Annotated in this window: 23 protein-coding genes and 1 pseudogene; 17 read left to right on the top strand and 7 right to left on the bottom strand. The window is 64.5% G+C overall.

Going from position 1 to position 24,835, the window contains the following annotated elements; all coding sequences use genetic code 11:
* The first annotated feature begins 9 nt into the window (after positions 1-9).
* The 3 genes from IRZ77_RS00085 to IRZ77_RS00095 are packed head-to-tail and all read left to right on the top strand — an operon-like array spanning position 10 to position 3,824.
* A complete protein-coding gene (locus IRZ77_RS00085; RefSeq protein ID WP_046615130.1) occupies positions 10-315 on the top strand; it encodes a sarcosine oxidase subunit delta in 306 nt (101 codons plus the stop codon).
* Positions 312-3,215, top strand: a complete 2,904-nt coding sequence (locus IRZ77_RS00090) for a 2Fe-2S iron-sulfur cluster-binding protein (protein ID WP_196172513.1) — start codon at positions 312-314, stop codon at positions 3,213-3,215. The genes IRZ77_RS00085 and IRZ77_RS00090 overlap by 4 nt, the downstream gene beginning before the upstream one ends.
* A gap of 3 nt (positions 3,216-3,218) precedes the next feature.
* Positions 3,219-3,824, top strand: a complete 606-nt coding sequence (locus IRZ77_RS00095) for an aminomethyltransferase family protein (RefSeq protein WP_135003105.1) — start codon at positions 3,219-3,221, stop codon at positions 3,822-3,824.
* 117 nt (positions 3,825-3,941) lie between these two features.
* Here IRZ77_RS00095 and IRZ77_RS00100 read toward each other — a convergent pair whose 3' ends face one another.
* Positions 3,942-4,826 carry a LysR family transcriptional regulator gene (locus IRZ77_RS00100; protein ID WP_135003104.1) on the bottom strand — a complete coding sequence of 295 codons (885 nt, stop codon included), beginning with the start codon at positions 4,824-4,826 and terminating at the stop codon, positions 3,942-3,944.
* A 145-nt stretch (positions 4,827-4,971) separates the two neighbouring features.
* Here IRZ77_RS00100 and IRZ77_RS00105 point away from each other — a divergent pair, with 145 nt between their 5' ends.
* Positions 4,972-5,991 carry an alpha/beta hydrolase gene (locus IRZ77_RS00105; RefSeq protein WP_085599262.1) on the top strand — a complete coding sequence of 340 codons (1,020 nt, stop codon included), beginning with the start codon at positions 4,972-4,974 and terminating at the stop codon, positions 5,989-5,991.
* 54 nt (positions 5,992-6,045) lie between these two features.
* A complete protein-coding gene (locus IRZ77_RS00110) occupies positions 6,046-6,768 on the top strand; it encodes a pirin family protein (protein WP_135003103.1) in 723 nt (240 codons plus the stop codon).
* A gap of 114 nt (positions 6,769-6,882) precedes the next feature.
* On the opposite strand, the gene IRZ77_RS00115 is transcribed toward IRZ77_RS00110, so the two are convergent.
* Complete coding sequence (locus IRZ77_RS00115; RefSeq protein ID WP_085599266.1) at positions 6,883-7,176, bottom strand: DUF1330 domain-containing protein; 294 nt, start codon at positions 7,174-7,176, stop codon at positions 6,883-6,885.
* Between the two features lie 78 nt (positions 7,177-7,254).
* On the opposite strand from IRZ77_RS00115, the gene ribBA reads away from it, so the two are divergent.
* The 7 genes from ribBA to IRZ77_RS00150 all read left to right on the top strand — a co-directional run bounded on the left by ribBA (position 7,255) and on the right by IRZ77_RS00150 (position 15,413).
* Entirely contained in the window at positions 7,255-8,376 is a 1,122-nt protein-coding gene (ribBA, locus tag IRZ77_RS00120) for a bifunctional 3,4-dihydroxy-2-butanone-4-phosphate synthase/GTP cyclohydrolase II (protein WP_046615000.1), read from the top strand.
* A gap of 319 nt (positions 8,377-8,695) precedes the next feature.
* Complete coding sequence (locus IRZ77_RS00125; RefSeq protein ID WP_013973153.1) at positions 8,696-9,721, top strand: ABC transporter substrate-binding protein; 1,026 nt, start codon at positions 8,696-8,698, stop codon at positions 9,719-9,721.
* Complete coding sequence (locus tag IRZ77_RS00130) at positions 9,718-10,635, top strand: ABC transporter permease (RefSeq protein WP_046614999.1); 918 nt, start codon at positions 9,718-9,720, stop codon at positions 10,633-10,635. Before IRZ77_RS00125 ends, IRZ77_RS00130 begins: the two co-directional genes overlap by 4 nt.
* A 6-nt stretch (positions 10,636-10,641) precedes the next feature.
* Positions 10,642-11,451 carry an ABC transporter permease gene (locus tag IRZ77_RS00135; RefSeq protein ID WP_015270845.1) on the top strand — a complete coding sequence of 270 codons (810 nt, stop codon included), beginning with the start codon at positions 10,642-10,644 and terminating at the stop codon, positions 11,449-11,451.
* Positions 11,452-11,470: 19 nt separating this feature from the next.
* The gene (locus IRZ77_RS00140; RefSeq protein ID WP_046614998.1) at positions 11,471-12,619 is read left to right on the top strand and encodes an ABC transporter ATP-binding protein; all 1,149 of its coding nucleotides are present in this window, start codon (positions 11,471-11,473) and stop codon (positions 12,617-12,619) included.
* Between the two features lie 238 nt (positions 12,620-12,857).
* Complete coding sequence (locus IRZ77_RS00145; protein WP_046614997.1) at positions 12,858-14,165, top strand: substrate-binding domain-containing protein; 1,308 nt, start codon at positions 12,858-12,860, stop codon at positions 14,163-14,165.
* Between the two features lie 183 nt (positions 14,166-14,348).
* A complete protein-coding gene (locus IRZ77_RS00150; protein WP_196172515.1) occupies positions 14,349-15,413 on the top strand; it encodes a TerC family protein in 1,065 nt (354 codons plus the stop codon).
* Between the two features lie 133 nt (positions 15,414-15,546).
* Here the strand turns inward: IRZ77_RS00150 and IRZ77_RS00155 are convergent, their stop codons facing one another.
* Positions 15,547-16,776 carry an acyl-CoA dehydrogenase gene (locus IRZ77_RS00155; protein WP_108481005.1) on the bottom strand — a complete coding sequence of 410 codons (1,230 nt, stop codon included), beginning with the start codon at positions 16,774-16,776 and terminating at the stop codon, positions 15,547-15,549.
* A gap of 140 nt (positions 16,777-16,916) precedes the next feature.
* Between IRZ77_RS00155 and IRZ77_RS00160 the strand changes: the two genes are divergently transcribed.
* A complete protein-coding gene (locus IRZ77_RS00160) occupies positions 16,917-17,843 on the top strand; it encodes a LysR family transcriptional regulator (protein ID WP_025339647.1) in 927 nt (308 codons plus the stop codon).
* A gap of 193 nt (positions 17,844-18,036) precedes the next feature.
* Entirely contained in the window at positions 18,037-19,191 is a 1,155-nt protein-coding gene (locus tag IRZ77_RS00165) for a cysteine desulfurase family protein (RefSeq protein WP_196172517.1), read from the top strand.
* Between the two features lie 7 nt (positions 19,192-19,198).
* On the opposite strand, the gene IRZ77_RS00170 is transcribed toward IRZ77_RS00165, so the two are convergent.
* The 3 genes from IRZ77_RS00170 to nfsB all read right to left on the bottom strand — a co-directional run bounded on the left by IRZ77_RS00170 (position 19,199) and on the right by nfsB (position 20,886).
* Complete coding sequence (locus tag IRZ77_RS00170; RefSeq protein WP_015270851.1) at positions 19,199-19,636, bottom strand: RES family NAD+ phosphorylase; 438 nt, start codon at positions 19,634-19,636, stop codon at positions 19,199-19,201.
* Positions 19,633-20,082, bottom strand: coding sequence for an antitoxin Xre/MbcA/ParS toxin-binding domain-containing protein (locus tag IRZ77_RS00175; RefSeq protein WP_013973163.1), 450 nt, complete (start codon positions 20,080-20,082; stop codon positions 19,633-19,635). Before IRZ77_RS00175 ends, IRZ77_RS00170 begins: the two co-directional genes overlap by 4 nt.
* A 150-nt stretch (positions 20,083-20,232) precedes the next feature.
* Positions 20,233-20,886, bottom strand: a complete 654-nt coding sequence (gene nfsB / locus IRZ77_RS00180; protein WP_085599282.1) for an oxygen-insensitive NAD(P)H nitroreductase — start codon at positions 20,884-20,886, stop codon at positions 20,233-20,235.
* A 103-nt stretch (positions 20,887-20,989) separates the two neighbouring features.
* Between nfsB and IRZ77_RS00185 the strand changes: the two genes are divergently transcribed.
* The 3 genes and pseudogenes from IRZ77_RS00185 (at position 20,990) to IRZ77_RS00195 (ending at position 23,426) form a co-directional block, all read left to right on the top strand.
* Entirely contained in the window at positions 20,990-21,913 is a 924-nt protein-coding gene (locus IRZ77_RS00185) for a LysR family transcriptional regulator (protein ID WP_085599284.1), read from the top strand.
* A gap of 47 nt (positions 21,914-21,960) precedes the next feature.
* Positions 21,961-22,791: pseudogene (locus IRZ77_RS00190) on the top strand (AraC family ligand binding domain-containing protein).
* A gap of 50 nt (positions 22,792-22,841) precedes the next feature.
* Positions 22,842-23,426, top strand: coding sequence for a LysE family translocator (locus IRZ77_RS00195; RefSeq protein WP_046614991.1), 585 nt, complete (start codon positions 22,842-22,844; stop codon positions 23,424-23,426).
* 58 nt (positions 23,427-23,484) lie between these two features.
* On the opposite strand, the gene IRZ77_RS00200 is transcribed toward IRZ77_RS00195, so the two are convergent.
* Positions 23,485-24,702 carry a sugar transporter gene (locus IRZ77_RS00200; RefSeq protein WP_196172519.1) on the bottom strand — a complete coding sequence of 406 codons (1,218 nt, stop codon included), beginning with the start codon at positions 24,700-24,702 and terminating at the stop codon, positions 23,485-23,487.
* Positions 24,703-24,835: the final 133 nt, after the last annotated feature.

Here is a 24,835-nt window from a genome sequence, read left to right on the forward strand (position 1 = left end):
GCGACGACGATGAAGATCCTGACCTGCCCCTTGAACGGCCCGCGCAATATCAGCGAGTTCACCTACGGAGGCGAATTCAAGGCGATGCCCGACCCTGCCACCTGCAGCGACAGCGAATGGGCCGACTACGTGTTCAACGGCGACAACCTGGCCGGTGTGGTCACTGAATGGTGGCTGCACAACGCCTCCAGCTACTGGTTCCTGGCCGAACGCCACACCGTGAGCGACCAGGTACTGCGCACCTTCGACCCGAAAGAACTGTTCGACCGCCGCGTCGATTTCACCCCTGCCGCCACCCCGGAGATCGCCGGATGAACAGCCACAATCGCCTCCCCGCGCCCATGGGCCTGCTGATCGATCGCGAGCGGCCCCTGCATTTTCAGTTCGACGGCCAGGCCTGCCAGGGCTTTGCTGGTGACAGCATCGCCAGCGCCCTGCTCGGCAGCGGCCGCTGGCTGCTGTCGCGCTCGTTCAAGTACCACCGCCCGCGCGGCCCGCTGAGCATGGCCGGGCAGGATGCCAACACCCTGGTGCAGCTACCGGACGAGCCCAATGTACTCGCCGACCTGGAAGCCGCCCGCGATGGCCAGATCGTCGCGGGGCAGAACTTCAACGGTAGCCTGATGCACGACCGCGATGCCTACCTGGGCAAGTTTTCGCGTTTCATGCCGGTGGGCTTCTATTACCGCTCCTTCTACAAGCCCAAGGGGATGTGGAAGGTGTGGGAGCCGCTGATCCGCAAGAAGGCCGGCCTGGGCGTACTCGACCCAGGCTTCAGGCCGCGGTATCACGACAAGGCCTATCTGTTCGTCGACCTGGCCGTCATCGGCGCTGGCCCGGCGGGCCTGCGTGCGGCACTGGACGCGGCCAATGCCGGGGCCAAGGTGTTGCTTGTCGAGCAACAGCCGGTACTTGGCGGCTCGCTCACCTACGCCCGTTTCGACATCGCCGGCACCCGCGCGACCAGCCTGCGCCAGGAACTGCTGGCTGCCGTCGAGGGCCACTCGAATATCCAGGTGCTGCTGGAAGCCACCTGCAACGGCTGGTTCACCGACAACTACCTGCCGGTGATCCAGCACAACCGCCTTTACAAGGTGCGTGCCAGCCGTTGCCTGGTGGCGGCCGGTTCGTTCGACCAGCCGGTGGTGTTCCGCAACAACGACCTGCCGGGGGTCATGCTGACCAGTGCCGCACAGCGGCTGATGAAGCTGTACGCGGTCAAGCCGGGCCAGCGCGCGGTAATCCTCACCGGCCACGATGACGGCTACCTCGCCGCCCTCGACCTGCAGGAGCAAGGCGTGGCGGTGGCTGCGGTGGTCGACATGCGCGCCGCGCCAGCCGATGCTGCACTGGCCGCCGAACTGAAGCACCGCGATATACCCGTGCACCTGGGCAGCACCGTGTACGAAGCCCTGCACGAAGCGGGCATGCGCCACGTGAATGGCGTGGATATTCGCCCGATCACCGGCCAGGGCAAGGTCGGCCCGCATGGCCTGCGCCTGGCCTGCGACCTGCTGTGCATGTCGGCAGGCTACATGCCGGTGTACCAGTTGCTGTGCCAGGCTGGCGGCAAGCTGGCGTACGATGTGAACCGCGACGAATTCGTCATCAGCGACCTGCCGGCCGGGCTGGATATCGCCGGCTCGGTGAATGGCCGTCACGCACTGGGCAATGTGCTGGCCGACGCCACTCGCGGGGCTGCCGATGCGCTGGCAGCGCTGGGCCTGGAAGCGCCGGTGCAGCCCGTGTTCAGTGCCGAAGCCAAGGTCAACTTCCCCTGGCCAATCTTCCCCCACCCCAAGGGCAAGGATTTCGTCGACTTCGACGAAGACCTGCAAGTGCGCGACATCGTCAACGCCACCCGCAGCGGCTACCGCGATGTGCAGCTGGTAAAGCGCTTTTCCACGGTCGGCATGGGCCCGTCCCAGGGTCGCCACTCGGCGCTGCCGACCGCACGCCTGGTGGGCCACGCCACCGGGCGCAGCATCAGCGAAACCGGGGTGACCACCGCCCGGCCACCGTTCCAGGCGGAAAAACTGGCCCACGTCGCCGGCCGCGCCTTCGACCCGTACCGGCAAACACCGATGCACCGCCGCCACCTGGAAGCCGGGGCGAAGATGATGCCGGCCGGCATCTGGCAGCGCCCGGCCTATTATGGCAAGCCCGAGGAACGCGAGCGCTGCATGCAGGAAGAAGCCCGCCATGTGCGCGAGAAGGTCGGCCTGATCGACGTTTCTACCCTCGGTGGCCTGGATGTACGCGGCCCCGACGCCGCCGAACTGCTGGAGCGCCTTTACACCTTCGGCTTCGCCAAGCTGGCCGTCGGCCGCACCCGTTACGCCCTGATGACCAACGAGCACGGCGTGGTGATCGATGACGGCGTTTGCGCCCGGCTGGGCGAGCAGCATTTCTACGTCACCGCCACCACCAGCGGCGTCGACCGCATCTACCAGCAGATGCTGAAGTGGAACGCGCAATGGCGCCTGGATGTGGACGTCACCAACGTCACCGCCGCCCTGGCCGCTGTGAACCTGGCCGGGCCGCTGGCACGCCAGGTGCTGGCCAAGGTGTGTGACGATGTGGACCTGTCGGCCGAGGCCTTCCCTTATCTCGGCGTACGCCTGGGCACTGTGGCCGGCATTGCCGCGCGCATCCTGCGGGTCGGCTTTGTGGGTGAACTGGGCTACGAAGTGCATGTGCCGGCGCGACACGCCGAGCGCCTGTGGGATGCCTTGATGCAGGCCGGCGCAGGGTTGGGCATTCGCCCGTTCGGTGTCGAGACCCAGCGCCTGCTGCGCCTGGAAAAGGGCCATGTGATCATCAGCCAGGACACTGATGGCATGACCCACCCGGCGGAGATCGACATGCAGTGGGCCATCGGGCGCAAGAAGCCATTTTTCGTCGGCAAGCGCTCGATCGAGATCCTCGAAGCGCAGCCGCTCAAGCGCAAGCTGGTCGGCTTCACACTACCCAAGGGCAGCCCGCAGCCGCTGGAGGGGCACCTGGTGCTGGATGGGCCGGACATCAGCGGCAACGTCACATCCTGCGAATACTCGCAAACCCTGGGGCAGATCATCGGCCTGGCTTACGCCGGTGCCCACCAGGCCACGCCAGGCATGCACATCCCGATCCGCGTGGAGGGCGGTGTGATGGTCAATGCCAAGGTGGTGCCTCTGCCTTTCCACGATCCCGACAACCTGCGCCAGGAGCTCTGAGCCATGACCAGTTTGCAAGCTGAAGCTTTTATTCCACGCAGCCCGCAGGCCGAGCTGTTGCACAACTGCGCGTTGACTGACCTGACCGATCTGGCGAGGGTCGGGTTTCGTGGTGGCGACAGTGCCGCTTGCCTGCAGGCGCGTGGCTACCGCTTGCCGTCGCTACCCAACCAGGCCGTGCGCCAGCAAGACGGTGGCTGGGTAGCGCGCTTGTCGCAGACCGAGTACCTGCTGCTGGGCAGCCTGGCCGACGGCGGTGCACGGGTGGCTGCCGAAGAGGCCGGGTGGGTGCAGGATACCCGCCGCAACTACCTGCTGCCGCGCCAGGACAGCCATGCCTGGCTGCAGCTGTCGGGGGTGCAATGCAGCGCGGTGATGGCCAAGTTGTGCGGGGTGGACTTGCGTGCCCAGGCGTTTCCCGTTGGGGCGGTGGCGCAGACATCGGCGGCGCGGATCAACGTGATCGTGCTGAATGTGGGGAATGATGAGAGGCCGGCATTGCAGTTGCTGTTTGATCGGGCGTCGCTGGCGTATTTCCGTGAAGCAGTGCTGGATGCCATGGACGAGTTCGATGGTGGGTGGGCCGGGGTGGAGGAATTGATGCAATAACCTGTACCGGCCTCTTCGCGGGTAAACCCGCTCCCACAGGGTCATCACTGGGCTCGGGGCTGTGGAGTAGCTGTGGGAGCGGGTTCACCCGCGAAGAAGTTCACCCGGTGCCGAAGGTCAGAGCTGTACCAACCGCTCGCGCAGGAAGTTCACAAAACCCTGCACCGGCCGCGCCACCTGCCGGTGCTGCGGGTACACCGCAGACAGCTGCAGCGCCGGCGGCCGCCACTCATCCAGCACCGTCACCAGCTGCCCATCCGCCAGTGCCTGGCCCACGATGAAGGTTGGCAGATACGTCACCCCCATCCCGGCAATCGCGGCATCCCTGAGCAGCTCGCCATTGTTCGCCCGCATCCGCCCGGCCACCTGAATCACCTGTGCCTTGCCACCCTGGCTGAACTGCCACTGCACCTGCCGCGAATGCCCATATGGCAGGCAATCATGCCCCGCCAACTGCTCCGGCCTGGCCGGTACACCCCGTGCTTCCAGGTACGCCGGGCTCGCGCAATACACCCGCTCGACACTGGCGATGCGCCGCGCGATCAGGCTGGAGTCCTCCAGCGCGCCAATCCGTAGCGCCAGGTCATAGCCCTCGCCGATCAGGTCAACGGCGCGGTCGCTCAGATCCACTTCCACATCCACCTGCGGGTGCAACTGCAGGAACTCGGTCAGCAGGCAGCCCAGGTGCGCCATGGCGAACGACAGCGGCGCACTCAGGCGCAAGGTGCCACGCAAGGCCTGAGCCTGGCCGCTGATGTCGTGCTCCACCTGCTGCACTTCGCCCAGCAGGCGCAGCGCCGACTGGTAGTAGTGCTGGCCCAGCGGCGTAGCGTCCAGGCGCCGGGTGGAGCGATTGAGCAGGCGAACGCCCAAGCGCTCCTCCAACTGCATCAGGCGCCGGCTGACCGATTGCTTGGACATGCCCAGGCGGTCGGCCGCAGCAGTGAAACTGCCGGCCTCCATTACCTGGGCAAAGATCCGCATGTCTTCGTAAGGGTTCATTGTCTCGCTCTTGGTGACAGTCAAACGCTTTATAGCGGCTTTTTCCCATCAGCGCATCTCCCTAATCTACGCACAAGTCGCAGCGATGGCCCTGAAGGCCAGGCAAGACGCCCACTACCAACATTCAACAGAAAAGGATTCGCTCATGAACATTGTCCACAAAACCCTTACCGCTTCCCTTCTGGCCCTGTCCGTCTCCAGCGCCTTCGCTGCTGGCAGCCCGGGTATAGAACAGCACACCCAGGCCTTCCTCGAAGCCCTGGAGCAAGGCGGCGGCAAGCCACTGGAGCAGCTCAGCCCGAAAGACGCCCGCGCGGTGCTGACCGGTGCCCAGGCCTCGGTCAAGGTCGATCTCTCGGGTATCGAGGTGCAGGAGCGCACCATCCAGGCCAACGGCGAGTCGATCAAACTGCAAGTTGTGCGCCCGGCCAACGTGAAGGGCGAGTTGCCGGTGTTCATGTTCTTCCACGGTGGCGGCTGGGTACTCGGCGATTTCCCGACCCACCAGCGGCTGATCCGCGACCTGGTGGTTGGCTCTGGCGCAGTGGCGGTCTACGTCGACTACACCCCATCGCCGGAAGCGCACTACCCGACGGCGATCAACCAGGCCTACGCCGCCACCCGCTGGGTAGCCGAGCATGGCAAGGAAATCGGCGTGGACGGCAAGCGCCTGGCCGTGGCCGGCAACAGCGTCGGCGGCAACATGGCGGCAGTAGTGGCCTTGAAAGCCAAAGAGGCCGGCACCCCGGCCCTGCGCTTCCAGCTGCTGCTGTGGCCGGTGACCGATGCCAGCTTCGAAACTGCGTCGTACAAGCAGTTTGCCGAGGGGCATTTCCTTACCACCGGGATGATGAAGTGGTTCTGGGACAACTACACCACCGACGCCAAGGCACGGGCGCAGATCTACGCCTCGCCGCTGCGGGCCAGCAGTGAACAGTTGAAAGGCTTGCCGCCAGCGCTGGTGCAAACGGCGGAGTTCGATGTGCTGCGTGACGAGGGTGAGGCTTATGCCCGCAAGCTGAACGCTGCTGGGGTGACCGTTACCTCGGTACGCTACAACGGCATGATTCATGACTACGGGCTGCTCAACCCCTTGCATCAGGTGCCTGCCGTGCAAGCGGCCATGCGCCAGGCCGCTGGCGAGCTGAAAGTGCACCTGCAATAACCTCATCCACCCATGCGGCAGGGCCTGGTGCCCTGCCGGTTCAGGAGACCCGTCATGCTCACCGTCCGCAACGCCAAAGACCGCGGCCTGGCCTTCCATGGCTGGCTGAAATCGTTCCACACCTTCTCCTTCGGCCACTACCGCAACCCGGACGAGCAAGGTTTCTCCGACCTGCTGGTGATCAACGACGACCGCGTCATCCCCGGCAAGGGCTTTGGCCAGCACCCGCACCGCGACATGGAGATTTTCTCCTACGTGCTGGAAGGCGCGCTGGAGCACAAGGACACGCTGGGCACCGGCTCGGTAATCCGCCCGGGCGATGTGCAGCTGATGAGCGCTGGCCACGGCGTGGCCCATAGCGAGTTCAACCACAGCCAGGTGCAGCCGGTGCACTTCCTGCAGATCTGGATCGTGCCGAACGTGCAAGGGGCAACACCGCGTTACCAGCAACAGCATTTCAGTACTGAAGAAAAGCGCGGCAAGCTGCGCCTGATCATCTCGCCGGATGGCGCCGAGGGGTCACTGCAGGTACGGCAGAACGCGCGGGTGTATGCCGGTCTGTTCGATGGTGACGAGCGTGCCACCCTGACCTTGCCGGAAAACCGCCATGCCTACGTGCACGTGGCCCGGGGCAGCATCGAGCTGAATGGGCAAGTGCTGAGCGAAGGGGATGGGGTGCGGGTGAGGCAGGAACAGGTGCTGGAACTGGGCAATGGGGTGGATGCCGAGGTGCTGGTGTTCGACCTGCGGCCGCATGAGTTGCCTGGCATGCCATAAGGCAGGTCCGGCCCTTTCGCGGGTAAACCCGCTCCCACAGGTACGCCACAGACTTCGAAATCTGTGGCGTACCTGTGGGAGCGGGTTTACCCGCGAAGGGGCCGCAAATCCAACTCAGGGCTCGAACCCTTCGACGATGATCACTTCAGCCTTCGCCACCCCCTGACGATGGCTGCAAGCCTCCTGGTACAGCTCGGACCGGTAGCACGCCAGCGCCTGTTCGTACGAATCGAACTCGATCACCACGCTACGCTGAGGGGTAAGCCGCCCTTCCATTGCCTCGCTACGCCCGCCACGGGCCAGGAAACGGCCACCGAATGCCTTGAAGGCAGCCGGGGCGCGTTGGGTGTACTGCTGGTATTGCTCGTGATCGGTCACGTCCACATGGGCGATCCAATAGGCCTTCATGCGCTGCTCTCCTGTTACGGCGATATTTGTGTATGATGGTATACCATAATAATCACCCCACCACAGTGAGCGTGCAACATGGCTTTCAACACCATCGACGAACTTCTCGAGGACTACCGGCAAGGCAAGATGGTCCTGCTGGTGGATGACGAGGACCGGGAAAACGAAGGCGACCTGCTGATCGCCGCCGAGCGTTGCGACGCCCACGCCATCAACTTCATGGCCCGTGAAGCGCGCGGGCTGATCTGCCTGACCCTGACCGACGAACACTGCCAACGCCTGGGCCTGGAGCAGATGGTGCCGGCCAACGGCAGCGTGTTCAGTACCGCCTTCACCGTATCGATCGAGGCGGCCACGGGCGTTACCACCGGTATTTCCGCCGCCGACCGAGCGCGTACCGTGGCGGCGGCCATGGCCCCCAACGCCCGCCCCGAAGACCTGGTGCAACCCGGCCACATCTTCCCCCTGCGCGCCCGCGAAGGCGGTGTGCTGACCCGCGCCGGCCACACCGAAGCCGGCTGCGACCTCGCACGCCTGGCCGGCTTCACCCCGGCGTCGGTAATCGTCGAAGTGCTCAACGACGACGGCACCATGGCCCGGCGCCCGGACCTGGAAGTGTTCGCTGCCCGGCACGGCATCAAGATCGGCACCATCGCCGACCTCATCCACTATCGCTTGAGCACCGAGCAGACCATCAAGCGTATCGGCGAACGCGAACTGCCGACGGTGCATGGCACCTTCCGCCTGGTCACCTACGAAGACCGCATCGAAGGTGGCGTACACATGGCCATGGTCATGGGCGATATCCGCCGCGAGCAGCCGACACTGGTGCGGGTGCACGTGATCGACCCGCTGCGCGACCTGGTCGGCGCCGAATACGCCGGCCCCGCCAACTGGACGCTTTGGGCGGCGCTGCAGAAGGTGGCCGAGGAAGGCGCCGGCGTGGTGGTGATCCTGGCCAACCATGAGTCCTCGCAGGCGCTGCTGGAGCGCGTGCCACAGCTGACCCAGCCGGTGCGGCCTTACCAGCGCGGGCAATCGAAGGTGTACTCGGAGGTGGGTACAGGCGCGCAGATCCTGCAGGACCTGGGCGTCGGCAAGCTACGCCACCTGGGCCCGCCGCTGAAATACGCGGGGCTGGCGGGGTATGAGCTGGAGGTGGTGCAAAGCATCCCCTTCGAGCCCGGACTGGTGAGCTGATACAGGCCCCTGTAGGAGCGGCCTCGGGGGGGGGGGGGGGGGGGGCGGGCGCGGCCCGCCCACCCCCCCCCCCACCCAAGGCCGCTCCTACAAAGGTTCGCGGCAAATTGCAGAGGACGGAGTGATGGCCGGTAGCCTCATGCCTCTTGCCAAAAGTTTGGAATACCATAATATGATATCCCGTAGACCTTGAATCTGCAGGCCGGCACCTACAATCAAAAACGGCCACAAGACACTTTGTTTTAGCTGCTCCCCGAACACTGTTGGCGGGCGCACCACAAGCCCCGCCTCGAATAACAAAAGCAACGAGGGCGTAACCATGCTGTTGAGCAAACGTGTAACCGCAGTGCTGTCCGCCAGCCTGCTGACCCTGGCATGTCAGGCCGCCCAGGCCGCCGACAGCCTGAACTTCGTCAGCTGGGGCGGTACCACCCAGGACGCCCAGAAAGAAGCGTGGGCCGTACCCTTCACCAAAGCCACCGATATCAAGGTCGTCCAGGACGGCCCTACCGACTACGGCAAGCTCAAGGCCATGGTCGAGAGCGGCAACGTGCAGTGGGACGTGGTCGACGTCGAAGCCGACTTCGCCCTGCGTGCCGCCAGCGAAGGCCTGCTCGAACCCCTCGATTTCACCCAGATCAAGCGCGACAAGATCGACCCGCGCTTCGTCTCCGACCATGGCGTCGGCTCGTTCTTCTTCTCCTTCGTGCTCGGCTACAACGAAGGCAAGCTCGGTGCCAACAAACCGGTGGACTGGACCGCACTGTTCGATACCAAGACCTACCCCGGCAAGCGCGCCCTGTACAAATGGCCCAGCCCGGGTGTACTGGAACTGGCCCTGCTGGCCGACGGCGTAGCCCCCGACAAGCTGTACCCTCTGGACCTGGACCGCGCCTTCAAGAAGCTCGACACCATCAAGAAAGACATCGTCTGGTGGGGCGGTGGCGCCCAGTCGCAGCAACTGCTGGCCTCGGGTGAAGCCTCGCTCGGCCAGTTCTGGAACGGCCGCGTCTATGCCCTGCAGCAAGACGGTGCACCGGTGGGTGTGAGCTGGAAGCAGAACCTGGTCATGGCCGACTTCCTGGTCATCCCCAAAGGTGCCAAGAACAAGGACGCGGCCATGAAGTTCCTGGCCAATGCCAGCAGCGCCGAAGGCCAGGCCGAGTTCGCCAACAAGACCGCCTACGCGCCGGTGAACGTCGACAGCGTGGCCAAGCTGGACAAAGACCTCGCGCAGAACCTGCCGACCGCCTACGCCCAGGACCAGGTCACCCTCGACTTCGCCTACTGGGCCAAGAACGGCCAGGCCATCGCAGCCCGCTGGAATGAGTGGTTGGTCAAATGAAAGTCGCCATCAACGCCCTGCATGACGCGCAAGGTGCCCCCACGGGCACCGGCGCTCCGGGAACTGCCCCGCGCCGCGTCAGCCTGAGCCAGCGCTGGAAAGGCAGCCGCAATTTACTGCCGGCCCTGCTGTTCCTTGGCCTGTTCTTCTTCGCCCCGCTGGCCGGCCTGTTGCTGCGCGGGGTGCTGGAGCCGACGCCGGGCCTGGGCAACTACGAGCAGTTGTTCGCCAACTCGGCTTATGCACGGGTGCTGTTCAACACCTTCTCGGTGGCCGGCGTGGTCACCCTGATCAGCGTGCTGCTGGGCTTCCCGCTGGCCTGGGCAATTACCCTGGTGCCCAAGGGCTGGGGCCGCTGGTTGCTGAACATCGTGCTGCTGTCGATGTGGACGAGCCTGCTGGCGCGCACCTACTCGTGGCTGGTGCTGCTGCAGAGTTCGGGGGTGATCAACAAGGCGTTGATGGCTATGGGTATCATCGATGCCCCGCTGGAAATGGTGCACAACCTGACCGGCGTGGTGATCGGCATGAGCTACATCATGATCCCGTTCATCGTGCTGCCGCTGCAGGCGACCATGCACGCCATCGACCCGATGGTGCTGCAGGCCGGCTCGATCTGCGGCGCCAGCCCGTGGACCAATTTCTGGAAGGTGTTCCTGCCGCTGTGCCGCTCGGGGCTGTTCTCCGGGGCGCTGATGGTGTTCGTGATGTCGCTCGGTTACTACGTCACCCCGGCCCTGCTGGGCGGTGCGCAAAACATGATGCTGCCCGAATTCATCATCCAGCAGGTGCAGTCGTTCCTCAACTGGGGCCTGGCCAGCGCCGCCGCCGCACTGCTGGTGGTGATCACCCTGGTGCTCTTCTACCTGTACCTGAAGCTGCAGCCGGAATCCCCGGTCGGCAACGCGAGGTAAACCGCCATGCTCCTGTCTCCCAACGCCATGGGTCGCCCGCTGCGCACGGGCCTGTACCTGACCACCGGGGTCATCGCGGCCTTCCTGCTGCTGCCGGTGGTGTTCATCGTGTTGCTGTCGTTCGGCTCGTCGCAGTGGCTGGTGTTCCCGCCACCGGGCTGGACCTTCAAGTGGTACGGCCAGTTCTTCTCCAACCCGGAGTGGATGGACGCCGCGCTGGCCAGCCTGAAGGTGGCCGTGCTGACCACCATCGCCGCCGTGCTGCTCGGCCTGCCCACCGCGTTTGCCCTGGTGCGTGGCCGCTTCCCCGGCCGCGAGCTGCTGTATGGGCTGTTCACCATGCCGATGATCGTGCCGCTGGTGATCATTGCCGTAGCGGTGTACGCGCTGTTCCTCAAGCTCGGCTACACCGGCACACTGTTCGCCTTCGTGGTCAGCCACGTGATCGTCGCCCTGCCCTTCACCATCATCTCGATCATCAACTCGCTGAAGCTGTTCGACCAGTCGATCGAGGATGCCGCGGTGATCTGCGGCGCCTCGCGCCTGCAGGCAATCTTCAAGGTGACCTTCCCGGCGATTCGCCCGGGGATGATCGCTGGCGGCCTGTTTGCCTTCCTGGTGTCGTGGGATGAAGTGGTGCTGAGCGTGATGATGGCCAGCCCCGACCTGCAGACTCTGCCGGTGAAGATGTGGACCACCCTGCGCCAGGACCTCAGCCCGGTCATCGCCGTGGCCTCGACCCTGCTGATCGGCCTGTCGCTGCTTGTCATGTTCATTGCCGCCGCCTTGCGCCGGCGCACCGAAGCCAACGCCTGAGCGCGCGGAGAAAACAACAATGAGTGCAGTGATCAAAGACAACGCGCACGACAAGACCCTGGTCAGCCTGCGCGGCCTGAACAAGCACTACGGCGACTTCACCGCCGTGGACAACCTCGACCTGGAAATCCAGGACGGCGAGTTCCTGACCTTCCTCGGTTCCAGCGGGTCGGGCAAGTCCACCACCCTGTCGATGCTGGCTGGCTTCGAAACACCGAGCAGCGGCGAGATCCTGGTCGATGGCCAGTCGCTGGTCAACGTGCCGCCGCACAAGCGTGACATCGGCATGGTGTTCCAGCGCTATTCGCTGTTCCCGCACCTGAACGTGCGCGACAACATCGGCTTCCCGCTGGCCATTCGCAAGCTCGGCGCCAGCGAAACCAGCAAGCGCGTCGACGCCATGCTCAAGCTGGTACAGCTGGAGAAGTTCGCCCACCGCAAGCCATCGCAGATGTCCGGTGGCCAGCAGCAGCGCGTGGCGATTGCCCGGGCCCTGGTGTACGAACCGCGCATCCTGCTGATGGACGAACCGCTCGGCGCGCTGGACAAAAAGCTGCGCGAAGACCTGCAGGATGAACTGCGCCAGTTGCACCGGCGCCTGGGCATCACCATCGTCTACGTCACCCACGACCAGGAAGAAGCCATGCGCCTGTCCCAGCGCATCGCCATCTTCAGCCATGGCAAGATCGTCGGCCTGGGCACCGGTTACGACCTGTACCAGAACCCGCCAAATGCCTTCGTCGCCTCGTTCCTGGGCAACTCCAACTTCCTGCGGATCAAGGCCAGCAGCAATGGCGCGGGCAGCTTCGAGGGCCAGCCGGTGGCTATCCGCCTGACCCCGGGCCTGGCCGCCTCGCAGGATGCGCTGATCATGGTGCGCCCGGAAAAGGCCCTGGCCCTGACCACCGAACAGGCCGCGCGCGAGCCGCTGCCGGCGGGCTGGAACGAGGTCAGCGCCAAGGTTGGCGAAGTGCTGTTCCTGGGCGAGAGCCAGACCTGCCATGTGGTGACTGCGGGCGGTACCGAGCTGACGGTCAAGGCGCTGTCGGCGGCTGGCATGCCGATGCAGCCGGGGGATACCGTGAAGGTGCGCTGGGCAGTGGCGGATGCGTGCATCTATACCGAGTGGGCAGAAAGTGACCTGAGCAAGTCTGCCGGGGCGCATTGATACCGCTGGGGCCGCTTTGCGGCCCGTTCGCCGGCAAGCCAGCTCCCACAGGTACAGCGCAGGTTTCAGGATTGGAAGGCCCCTGTGGGAGCTGGCTTGCCGGCGATGGGCTGCACAGCAGCCCCATTGACGCGAACATACAGGCATCAGGCAAAGCCCACTGCCCTATGGACTGTCACATCATCATCACGCCACTGTCGTAATCTGCCGGCCAACCCTATGCCACAGGCCTCCCGGCATGCACCGCCTGCTTGTCTTGCTGCTCTCCCTGCTACCGCTGGCGTCCCTGGCCGAGCCCGCTCACCTGCGCGTGCAAGGCTCCAACACCATCGGCGCTGCCTTGCTGCCGGCGCTGGTGCAAGGGCAATTGCGCGCACAGCAAGCTACCGCCATCGAACAATACCCGGGCAATCTGGCCAACGAGACTGTCATCACCGCGCGCGATACGCGTGGCCAGCCTTTGCGCATCGAAATCGCCGCACACGGTTCCAGCACCGGTTTCGTCGCCCTCGGCCATGGCGAGGCCGACCTGGCCGCCGCGTCACGGCCGATCAACGACAACGAAGCAAGCCAACTTCAGGCCTTGGGCGACCTACGCGCCGCTGCCGCCGAACAAGTCATCGGCCTCGATGGCGTCGCGGTCATCGTTCACCCCGACAACCCACTGCCACAGCTCACCACAGGGCAACTGGCACAAATTTTTGCCGGGCAGATCCAGCGCTGGGAGCAGTTGGGTGTTTCCGGCGGGGCCATCCACCTGTACGCCCGCGACGACCGCTCCGGTACCTTTGAGACTTTCAAGGCCCTGGTGCTGGAACCCCAGCACACCGAGCTTTCCCCCCAGGCCCAACGCTTCGAGTCCAGCGACGAACTGGCCGCGCGGGTGAGCACCGACCGCCAGGCCATCGGTTTCAGCAGCCTGGCGGCGGTGCATGGTGCCAAGGTGCTGGCGGTGGCCGAGGGTGACGCGCCGGCCATGCTGCCGGAGCGTGCACTGGTGGCCAGCGAGGACTACCCGCTATCGCGGCGCCTGTACTTCTACCTGCCGGCCAACCCCAAGCCCCAGGCCAAGGCCCTGGCCGATTTCGCCCAGAGCCCGGCGGGCCAGGTGATCGTCGCCCAGCAGGGTTTCGTTTCGCAGCAGATCAAGGCCCAACCTGTAGCTCCCCAGGCCGACATGCCGCCGCGCTATCGCACCTTGGTCCAGCAGGCACAGCGGTTGAGCGTTAACTTCCGCTTCCAGGAAGGCAGTGCCAGCCTCGACAACAAGGCCCTGCGCGATGTGCAGCGGGTGGCCGACTACCTGCGCCAAGCAGGCAAGTTGCAGCGCAAGGCGGTGCTGGTAGGCTTTGGCGACCCCAAGGAGACACCAGGCCGCGCCGCGCTGCTCTCCCGCCTGCGGGCCCAGGCGGTGCGCCGCGAGCTGGCGCGCGATGGCGTGGAGGTGCTGGAGGTGACGGGGATGGGGGATGACCTGCCAGTGGCAGGGAACGAGTTGGAGCAAGGGCGGCTGCGCAATCGCCGGGTGGAAGTGTGGGTGTATTGATCCGAAAGCGGCCCATATCCCTGCAGGCCTTGCCTGGCAAAGAAATGTAACAGCTCCCCATTCGGCATCACCGGCAAACGGGTCTAGGCTCAAGCCCATGTGATACCGGGCCCCTCTGACGGCTGCCAGGCCGCCATGTCGGATCACTGTTGCCATGCAACGTCGACATTGAAGGAGGGGCTCATGACAGCTCTGCAGACATTCCTCACCACCCCGTTCCTCGGTACCAGCGCCTGGTTGTGGCTGGTGTTCATGGCCATCGTCATCGGTTTGCTGGTACTCGACCTCGGCGTGCTGCACCGCCACGAGCGGGAAATCGAAATGCGCGAGAGCCTGCTGCTGTATTCGGGCTATTTCAGCGTCGGCGTGCTGTTCGGCGTCGGGGTCTGGTACCAGTTGGGCGCGCAGTCTGCGCTTGAGTTCTACACCGGGTTCCTGGTCGAGCAGTCGCTGTCGATGGACAACGTGTTCGTCATGGCGATGATCTTCAGCTATTTCGCCATCCCCCGCCGCTACCAGCACCGCGTGCTGTTCTGGGGCATCCTCGGGGTGGTTTTCCTGCGGGCGATCATGATCGGCGTGGGCGCGGCGCTGGTGCAGAACTTCGCCTGGGTACTGTATATCTTCGGTGCCTTCCTGCTGTTTACCGGGGTCAAGATGGCGCTGTCGAAGGAGGACAGCCGCCCGGACCTGGCGAACAACCCGATCCTGAAGTTCGTGCGTCGGCACATGCGGGTCACCGAGCAGATCCACGGCTCGCACTTTTTCGTGCAGCAGACCCCGCCTGGGCAGCACAAGGCGCTACGCCATGCCACCCCGCTGTTCATGGCGCTGGTGCTGATCGAACTGGCCGACCTGGTGTTCGCAGTCGACAGCGTCCCGGCAATCTTCGCCATCACCCAGGACCCGTTCATCGTCTACACCTCGAACATCTTCGCCATCCTCGGCTTGCGCTCGCTGTACTTTGCGCTGGCGGCACTGATGCACCGGTTCGTTTACCTCAAGTACGCGCTGGCACTGGTGCTGATCTTCATTGGCTGCAAGATCTTCTACCACGGCATGGTGGGCAAGGTGCCGGCGTTGTTGTCGTTGGGGGTGACGTTCGGGTTGTTGCTGGGTGGGGTGGTTGTTTCGCTGGTCAAGACGCGGGGGGAGAAGCCGGAAATCGAGGGTGCTCAATCCAGACAGCCTTCAAATTCCGATCGCACAATAAGCGAGAAGGAGGAAGACCCGCAGATGCGGGTCTGACCATCCAGAGTGAGCCTTCAAGGGCCTCTTCGCGGGCTTGCCCGCTCCCACAGGTATTGCGCACAGCTTGGAGGCGGCACAGTTCCTGTGGGAGCGGGCAAGCCCGCGAAGAGGCCGGAACAGGCGGGCAAAATCACCGCCCGCTACGCATCATCTCCGCCGGCACATACTTGCCGATCTCATACTTGCCGATCGCTGCCCGATGCACTTCATCCGGCCCGTCGGCCAGGCGCAAGGTACGCTGCATGGCGTACATGTAAGCCAGCGGGAAATCGCCACTCACCCCTGCCCCGCCATGAATCTGGATAGCCCGGTCGATCACCTTCAGTGCCACGTTCGGCGCCACTACCTTGATCTGTGCAATCTCGCTGCGGGCGACCTTGTTGCCGACCGTGTCCATCATGTATGCCGCTTTCAACGTCAGCAGCCGGGCCATGTCGATCTCCATGCGCGAGTCGGCGATCTTGTCGACGTTGCCGCCCAGACGCGCCAGTGGCCGGCCGAAGGCGGTACGCTCCACCGAGCGCTTGCACATCAGCTCCAGCGCGCGCTCGGCCATGCCGATCGAGCGCATGCAGTGGTGGATGCGTCCGGGGCCAAGGCGCCCCTGGGCAATCTCGAAGCCACGGCCCTCACCCAGGATCACGTTCTCATACGGCACCCGCACGTTCTCGAAGAGCACCTCGGCGTGGCCATGGGGAGCATCGTCATAGCCGAACACCGGCAGTGGGCGCACGATTTTCACACCAGGCGCATCGGTGGGCACCAGCACCATCGAGTGCTGCTGGTGGCGTGGCCCTTCAGGGTTGGACAGGCCCATGAAGATCATTACCTTGCAGCGCGGGTCGCAAGCGCCGGAGGTCCACCACTTGCGGCCGTTGATTACCCATTGGTCACCGTCACGCACTGCAGTGGCGGCCATGTTGGTGGCATCCGAGGACGCCACGTCCGGTTCGGTCATGGCGAATGCCGAACGGATCTCGCCACGCAGCAGCGGCTCCAGCCACTGGCGCTTCTGCGCTTCGCTGCCATAACGCACCAGCACTTCCATGTTGCCAGTGTCCGGCGCCGAGCAGTTGAACGGCTCCGGGCCGAGCAACGAACGGCCCATGATTTCCGCCAGCGGGGCATATTCCAGGTTGCTCAGGCCGGCACCGTATTCCGATTCGGGCAGAAACAGGTTCCACAGCCCTTCGGCGCGCGCCTTGGTCTTGAGTTCTTCCATGATCGCGGTGGGCTGCCAGCGGTCACCCTCGGCGACCTGGCGCTCGAACACCGCCTCGGCGGGGTAGACATAGGCGTCCATGAACGCGCTGACGCGCTCACGCAGTGCCTGGACCTTGGGCGAATAGGCGAAATCCATCGGGGCTACCTTCACGGTTCGGAGTACATGGGCCAGAGCCTAGAGCAGCATGGCCCCATCCACCTAGTCTATTTTCCGCGTGTATAAACATTCATAACCGATATATGATCGGCCAATAACTCCAACAAAGAGCGGCGCCCATGAACCTCAGCAAGGTCGACCTCAACCTGTTCATCGTGTTCGATGCGATCTATACCGAAGCCAACCTGACCCGCGCCGGGCAAATCGTCGGCATCACCCAGCCGGCAGTGTCCAACGCCCTTTCGCGGCTGCGCGAAACCTTCAACGACCCGCTGTTCGTGCGTACCGCGCAAGGCATGGTGCCCACGCCCATGGCGCAGAACATCATCGGCCCGGTGCGCAATGCCCTGGCACTGCTGCGCACCTCGGTGCAGGAAAGCCGCATCTTCAACCCGCAACAGGCCAACAAGACCTTCCGCATCAGCATGACCGACCTTACCGAAGCGGTGATCCTGCCACCGCTGTTCCAGCGCTTGCGCCGCCTGGCGCCGGCGGTGCTGATCGAAAGCTTTTTGTGCAAGCGCCGCGAGACCACCAAAGAACTTGCCGCCGGCCGCCTGGACTTCGCCATCGACGCACCGTTGAACACCGACCCGCAGGTACGCCACGTCAAACTGATGCAAGACCGCTATGTCTGCGCCCTGCGCCAGGGCCACCCGCTGGCCGACAGCAAGCTGACCCTCGACAACTACCTGGGCATGACCCACATCCATATTTCCAGCCGTCGCAACGGCCTGGGCTATGTCGACCTGGCCTTGGGCAAGATGGGCGTACAGCGCAAGGTTGCCTTGCGCTCGCAGCATTACCTGATGGCCTCGCAGGTATTGCAGCAGACCGACATGGCGATGACCGTCCCCGAGCGCTTCGCCCGTCGCCATCAGTTGCGTTACCAGCCACTGCCGGTGGAGGTGCCTGCGCTGGAAACGCACCTGTACTGGCATGAAAGCACCGATCAGGACCCAGCCAACCGCTGGATGCGCGAGCAGATCACCGAGTTGTGCGAACGTGTGGTGGCCGAGGAAGAAAGGGCCTTGGCACCCGCCTGAAGAGGCTGACGAGGGCCTTTTGCTGAGCCCTCGAAACGGGGAGAAAAAATTTCCAAGAAAACCTCAGGAGATAGAATTTTTTCTTGAGCTTCTAGAGAATAGAGCCGCTGGAAGCGAAAAATATCTCTCAAGCAGCGGGTACGCTTGCTCCAACGATCGTCGATTTCACGGCGACAGACACGGACCCGCCCCAATGCCCAGCGCCCCGCTCTACTTCGATTACGCCGCCACCACTCCGGTCGACGACCGGGTCATCGAAACCATGCTTGCCTGCCTTGGCAGCCAGGCCAACTTCGGCAACCCGGCATCCAGTGGCCATGCCTTTGGCCAGGCCGCCCGCCACGCCGTGGAGCAGGCCCGCCAGCAAGTGGCCGAACGCGTCGGCGCACAGGCCGCTGCACTGGTCTGGACATCAGGTGCGACCGAGTCCAACAACCTGGCGCTTAAGGGCATTGCCCAGGGCCTCGGCCAGCCCGGGCACCTGATCACCAGCCAACTGGAACACAAGGCCGTGCTCGACACGGTGGCCGAACTGGAGCGCCAGGGCTGGGCCGTTACCCGCCTGGCACCGGATGCCGCCGGCCTGATTCAGCCTGCAGCGGTGCAGGCAGCGTTGCGCGGCGACACACGCCTGGTGTCGCTGATGGCGGTCAACAATGAACTGGGTACGATCACCGACTTTGCCGCGATTGGCGAACAGGTACGTGCCCATGGTGCCCTGCTGCACGTGGATGCGGCGCAGGCGGTGGGCAAACTGGCCATCGACCTGAACGCGATGGCCGTGGACCTGATGTCGTTCTCGGCGCACAAGGTGTATGGGCCCAAGGGCATCGGTGCGCTCTACGTGGGGCCACGCGCCCGCATGCTGATGCGTGCGCAGATGCACGGCGGTGGCCATGAGCAGGGCCTGCGTTCCGGCACCCTGGCGACCCATCAGATTGCCGGCATGGGCAGCGCCTTTGCCTTGGCCGGCCAACCCGGCGACAGCGAAAACCTGCGCCTTGAGCAACTGGCAAGGCGTCTGCGCGAAGGCTTGCTGGCCCTGCCCGGCGTCACCCTCAACGGCTGCGCCAACCAGCGCATTCCCCATACCCTGAACCTGTGTATCGACAGCAAGGGCTTCAACAGCGCGGCGCTGGCCAGCGAGCTGGCGTTGTCGACCACCTCGGCCTGCAACTCTGCGAGCAATGCGGCCTCGCATGTGCTGCTCGCGCTGGGGCTGGATGAGCGCCAGGCACGCAACAGCGTGCGCCTGAGCATCGGGCGTTTCAGCAACGAGGCTGAAGTGGACAAGGCGCTCGAAGTGTTTGGCCGGGTGCTGACAGCGGCGTCAGCGGCACTTTGGTGAGCCTTCCCTAGAACAGCCGGCTGTCCGGGGTGAAGTCCTCGACCTCGAGCCTGGCACTGTTTGCCTGCGGATGGCGCGGGTTGAACAGGTAATTGGTGGTGCTGGGCATGATCGCGCTCGGCACCGGCAGCAGCAATGCCGAGCACTCGTCCAGAAAGCGGTTGCCCAGGCCCCGGGTCAGTTCGGTCTGGCTCGACCAGCCAGGCTGCAAGGCGGGCAACTGCGCTTGCGAAACGGTGTCGGGCAACTCGATACGCAGCAGCCGCATGGTGGTGGGGAAATCCTCAGGGTCGATCTCCAGGTGCACCAGCACCTCCAGCATCGCCCCGGCCGGGCTGGTGGCGGCATACACCACTGGCCGGCCGGCCTGGTGCCAGCGGCCGCTGACACGCAAGCCGCCCGTTCCGCTCAAGTCTGCATAGGCGCTGATACGCCACAGAATCACAGGCCGAAGCCCTCGGCGATCTGCAGCAACATTTCTTCGACCTGGGTGGTGCCCTGCTGGGTGGTGAGCATCTGCATCGGTGTCAACCCCGAGAAGCGCTCTTTGGGCTTGGACAGCCAGCGCTTGGCCTTGCCCGCCTCACCGAACACGGCTTCGGCCATGGCGGTAATATGAGCCGAACGGAACAGCCGGTCGCTTTCTTCCACGGTCAGTGGCTGATCACGTTCGATGCGGGTTTTCAGCGTGCGCAGGGGAATGATCTGGTCACGCTCCACAGGGGTGAACACGCCTAGCTCGGTCAGTTTCACCAGCCAGGTGGCAGCGAAGCCATGGGTAATGCGGGTGTGGATTTCGAAGTCACTGGCGAGTTCGGGGATTTCCAGCAGTGCATGCAGGCGCGCCCGGTACTCGTGGTAACCGTTGTCGCGAAGCACTTCGGCAAGCATGGCTCTCTCCTTTCCGGCGTTTGCCGACAAGTATGCGGCATATGCCGAATGTTTGCCAGTTCATGAGGCCTGTGAAAGTCATGACGGCGATGCCATCTTGTGGGAACGGCCCTGCTTCGCGAACGGGGCCGCAGGGCGGCCCCGGCAACCTCACAGGAAGGTGAACACCTGCGAAGCCGGCAAGCGCGACTTGTTCAAGCCAGCGTTGAAGTCCGTCTCGCTGCGATAGCCCAGGCTGAGAATGACCACACTGGTGAACCCACGCTCGCGCAAGCCCAGCTCGGCATCGAGAACCTTGCTGTCGAAGCCTTCGATCGGCGTAGCATCCAGCCCATGTGCCGCAGCCCCCAGCAAGGCAGTACCCAACGCCAGGTAAGTCTGCTTTTCCATCCAGTGCTGCACGTCCTTCTGGTCAAAGCGATGCAGGTCGACGTAGTGCCGGCGGCTCTGGTTCTGGCCGGCACGCGCCTGCTCATCACGGAAGCGGCCATCGGCAGCTTCCTGGTCGAGCACGGCATTCAGGTGCGCTTCGGTCATTTCGGTGCGGGTGCAGAACACGATCACATGCGAGGCATCGAGGATCTTCGACGAATTGTAGGCATAGCGCTCTGCGGTGCTCTTGGCCAGGCGGGCCTTGCCCTCGGCGCTGTCGGCAACGATGAAATGCCACGGTTGCGAGTTGACAGAAGACGGGCTGTGGCGCAGTTGCTCGAGCAGCGCATCGACAGTGGCCTGGGGAATACGGCGCGAGACATCGTAGGCTTTGGTGGTGTAACGGCGCTTGGCCAGCGAGACGGTATCCATGCAACAACTCCGGGATGAACAGGGGATTTGCCGAGCATATTATCTTTCCTGCAGAAAAGAAAAACCGGCATAATTCAGCAACACTTTCACCTCAGGAGTGAAAATGCTGCGCATCGCCGACCTCGAACTGTTCGTCCGCAGCAGCGTGCTGGGCAGCTTCACCGCCGCCGCCCACGAGGCCGAACTGCTGCCAGGGCAGGTTGCCGCCGCGATCAAGCGCCTGGAGCGCGACCTGGACGTGCGCCTGTTCGCCCGCACCACCCGCAGCCTGCGCCTGACCGCCGAAGGCGAGTTGTACCTGCCGACTGCCCTGAATGTGCTGGAGAGCCTGCGCCAGGGGCGTGAAGACCTGCATGGCAACGCCAACACCCTGCGCGGCAACCTGCAGGTTTCGGCACCGTCCGACCTTGGCCGCAACATGCTGTTGCCGTGGCTGAGCGCCTTCCGCCGCGAGCACCCGGCCCTGCACCTGCGCTTCCTCCTGTCCGACCAGATCGCCGACCTCAACCGCGACCCGGTAGATGTGGCGATCCGCTATGGCCTCAACCTGGACGCCAACTACATTGCCCTGCCGCTGGCCGATTGGAACCGCCGGGTACTGGTGGCTGCGCCCGAGTACCTGGCCCGCCACGGCCGCCCGCTCACGCCCGACGCCCTGCAGCAGCATGCCTGCCTGCTGTACATGCAGTACAACCGGGTCTACGACAAGTGGCGGGTGGGCAACCGCACCGTGCAGGTGAGTGGGCCGCTGGTCAGCGACGATGCCGACGTGATCCGCCGCCTGGCCTTGCAGGGCGAAGGCATCGTCTACAAGTCGTGGCTGGACGTAAGCGCCAACATCGCGGCCGGCGAGCTGGAAATCATCCTCCCCGAACACCATGGTGAGCCCGCCCCGGTCACTCTGGTGTGCCCGCACCGCAAGCAACTCAGCCCAGCGGTGGCACAACTGCACCTGTGGCTGCGCGAACGCTTCGAGGCCTTGCGTAACCGGGCGCTGACCAACGGCTGCACAATCGTTCCAGACTGAGCCTGGCCATTGCGCTAAGGTAGCGATTTGCGCCACGGCACGCCCCCATGAGCAACTGGATCGACCTCAAGCAAGACGCCGACACCGGCATCGAGTCGGTCCGCGCGCATTTCGTCGGACATGCCTACGACCCGCACTGGCACGACAGCTTCCTGGTTGGCGTTACCGAGCAGGGTGTGCAGCAATTCGATTGCCGGCGAGTACGCCATCGCAGCACGCCGGGGCACGTATTCCTGCTGGAACCCGGTGAAATCCATGACGGCCATGCGCCCACCGAGGACGGCTTCACCTATTCGACCCTGTACCTGGAACCCACCTGGGTGGACAGCCAACTGCGAGCACTTTTCGAACACGCGCCGGGCGACAGCCTGCCCAGCTTCGCCGATACCTTGTGACACGATGAGCACCTGGCGCGAGCCACTGCCCTCGCCTTCCAGGCCGTGCATACCCAGGACTTGCGCATTGTCCGGCAGACGGCCATGGACGACCTGCTGGCCTGCCTGACCCGCCACCTGCACTGGCGCCGGCGCCTGAACCCGGACCCGCGCCTGCCGCTGACCGCGCAGCGCGCGCGGGATTACCTGCACGCCAACCTGGAGCGCGACATCGGCCTGGAAGACCTGGCCCAGGCCTGTGGCATCGACCGCTTCCGCCTCACCCGCGCATTCAAGGCTGCATTCGGCCTGGCGCCGCATGCCTATCTGATCCAGCTGCGCCTGGCCCGGGCGCGGCGCCTGCTCGCCCAGGGCCAGACTCCCACCGAAGTGGCCATGGCCCTGGGCTTTGCCGACCAGAGCCACCTGGGGCGCTGGTTCCGCCGTGCCTACCAGCTGACCCCGGCCGACTACCGCAGGCGCTGCTCAAACCTTCCAGACTGAAAGGCGGCGGGCAGCGAGCATGGTGCTTCGTTTATCTGGAGCCCTTGATCATGTCGCAGTCGTTGTTGCCCTTCATCCTGTTTGCCCTGGTATCTAGCATCAGCCCGGGGCCGACCAACCTGTTGATTCTTGCCCATGGGGCCCGCTTTGGCCTGTGCGCGAGCCTGGCGCCGGTCGTTGCGGCCTGCGGTGCCGCAGCGGCGATCGTGCTGATGGTGGGCCTGGGGCTGGGTGAACTGCTGCTGCGCCACCCGCTGGCCCAGCAGTTGATGAGTTGGGCCGGGGTTCTGTGGTTGAGCTGGCTGGCGTGGAAGATGTTGCGCAGTGCTACCGCCCCGCTACAGGCAGCCACGGTGCAAGGCCTCAGTGCACTCAGCGCGGCCGCTCTGCAGGTGGTCAATCCGAAGGTTTGGTTGATGGCCGTGGCGGTGGTCGGGGTGTTTGCCGCGCCGTCGTTGCCAGTATGGCAACTGGCGCTGGTGTTCTTGCTGATCGCCCTGCCAAGCATGGCGGCTTGGGCGCTGCTGGGAGTGGGCAGCGCGCGTTGGTTGCAGGCACCGCGGCGGTTGCGGGTGTTCAACCAGGTGTTGGCGGGGATGTTGTTGATTTCTGCCTGGGCTGCCGTACTGGCTTGAGCCCGCTATTGCCAGTACCGGCCTCTTCGCGGGCACGCCCGCGAAAAAAACAGCGCGGTCATTCAGGAATGCCCTGCCCCCCGCCCAGCGCCTCGCGGAATCGCCGGGTGCTGGCCACAGCCAGCAGCAACCCGGCCACCGCCACGCTACCGCCCACCAGGCCGATATCCGCCACATCCAGCTGGCTGCTGACGATACTGCCCAGCAAAGCACCACCGCCGATGCCGATATTGTAGATACCCGAGAACAGCGCCATGGCCACATCGGTGGCATCGGACGCCAGCTTCAGGGTCTTGGACTGCAGCGACAGGCTGAAGCTGAGGATCGCCACACCCCAGAACATGCTCAACGCGGCAAACACGTAGAAGTTGCCCGACAGCGGCAACAGCAGCAACAGGCACGCCGCCAACAGGCCGATCGAGCCCACCAGGAAGCCATGCGGGAAGCGGTCGCTGTAACGGCTGAACAGCAACGAGCCGAATACCCCGGCACCGCCGAACAGCAGCAACACCAGTGTGGTGCGGTCACCGCCTATCTGCGCCACGTGCAGGGCGAACGGTTCGATGTAGCTGTAAGCGGTGAACTGCGCGGTAATCACCAGCGTCACCAGCACATAGGTGATCACCAGCGCCGGGCGCTTGAACAGGATCGGCAGACTGCGCAGCGAACCCGAGTTCTGGCTGGGCAGCAGCGGCAGCGACTTCATCAGGCACAGCATGGTCGCCAGCGCCACCCCGGCGATGCTCAGGAAGGTGGTGCGCCAGCCCAGCGCTTCGCCCACCACGCGGCCCAGCGGGATACCCAGGACCATGGCCAGGGTGGTGCCAGTGGCCAATAGGCCCAGCGCCTTGGCCTGCTGGCCGGGCGGCGCTACACGCACCGCCAGGGAAGCGGTGATGGCCCAGAACACCGCATGCGCCAAAGCAATACCGATACGGCTGACCAGCAACATGGCAAAGCTCTGCGACAACCACGACAGCAAGTGGCTGACGATGAACACCAGGAACACGAACAGCAACAGGCGCCGCCGCTCGATGTTGCGGGTCAGCAGCATCATCGGCAGCGAGGCCAGCGCCACCACCCAGGCGTAGATGGTCAGCATCAGGCCGACCTGCGCGGTACTCATGTCGAAGCTGCGGCCAATGTCGCTGAGCAGCGCCACCGGGACGAACTCGGTGGTGTTGAATATGAAGGCCGCCAGGGCCAGCGCAATGACGCTCAGCCAGCTGCCGCTACCCGCCGTGGGTGGCATGTTGGTGGGTATGGGTCCATTCATGGGTGCAAACCGCTTCTCCGCAGGCAAGGCAACAGGACGCACGCCAGTCACCCGCTTGCCGGGGTGTGGACGCACGCTTTGTTATTGGAAGGAATGCCCGGCATGGTACGCGTCAAGCCGGGGGCTCACAACC

The sequence above is a fragment of the Pseudomonas pudica genome (assembly GCF_015680405.1).
GTDB lineage: Bacteria > Pseudomonadota > Gammaproteobacteria > Pseudomonadales > Pseudomonadaceae > Aquipseudomonas > Aquipseudomonas pudica.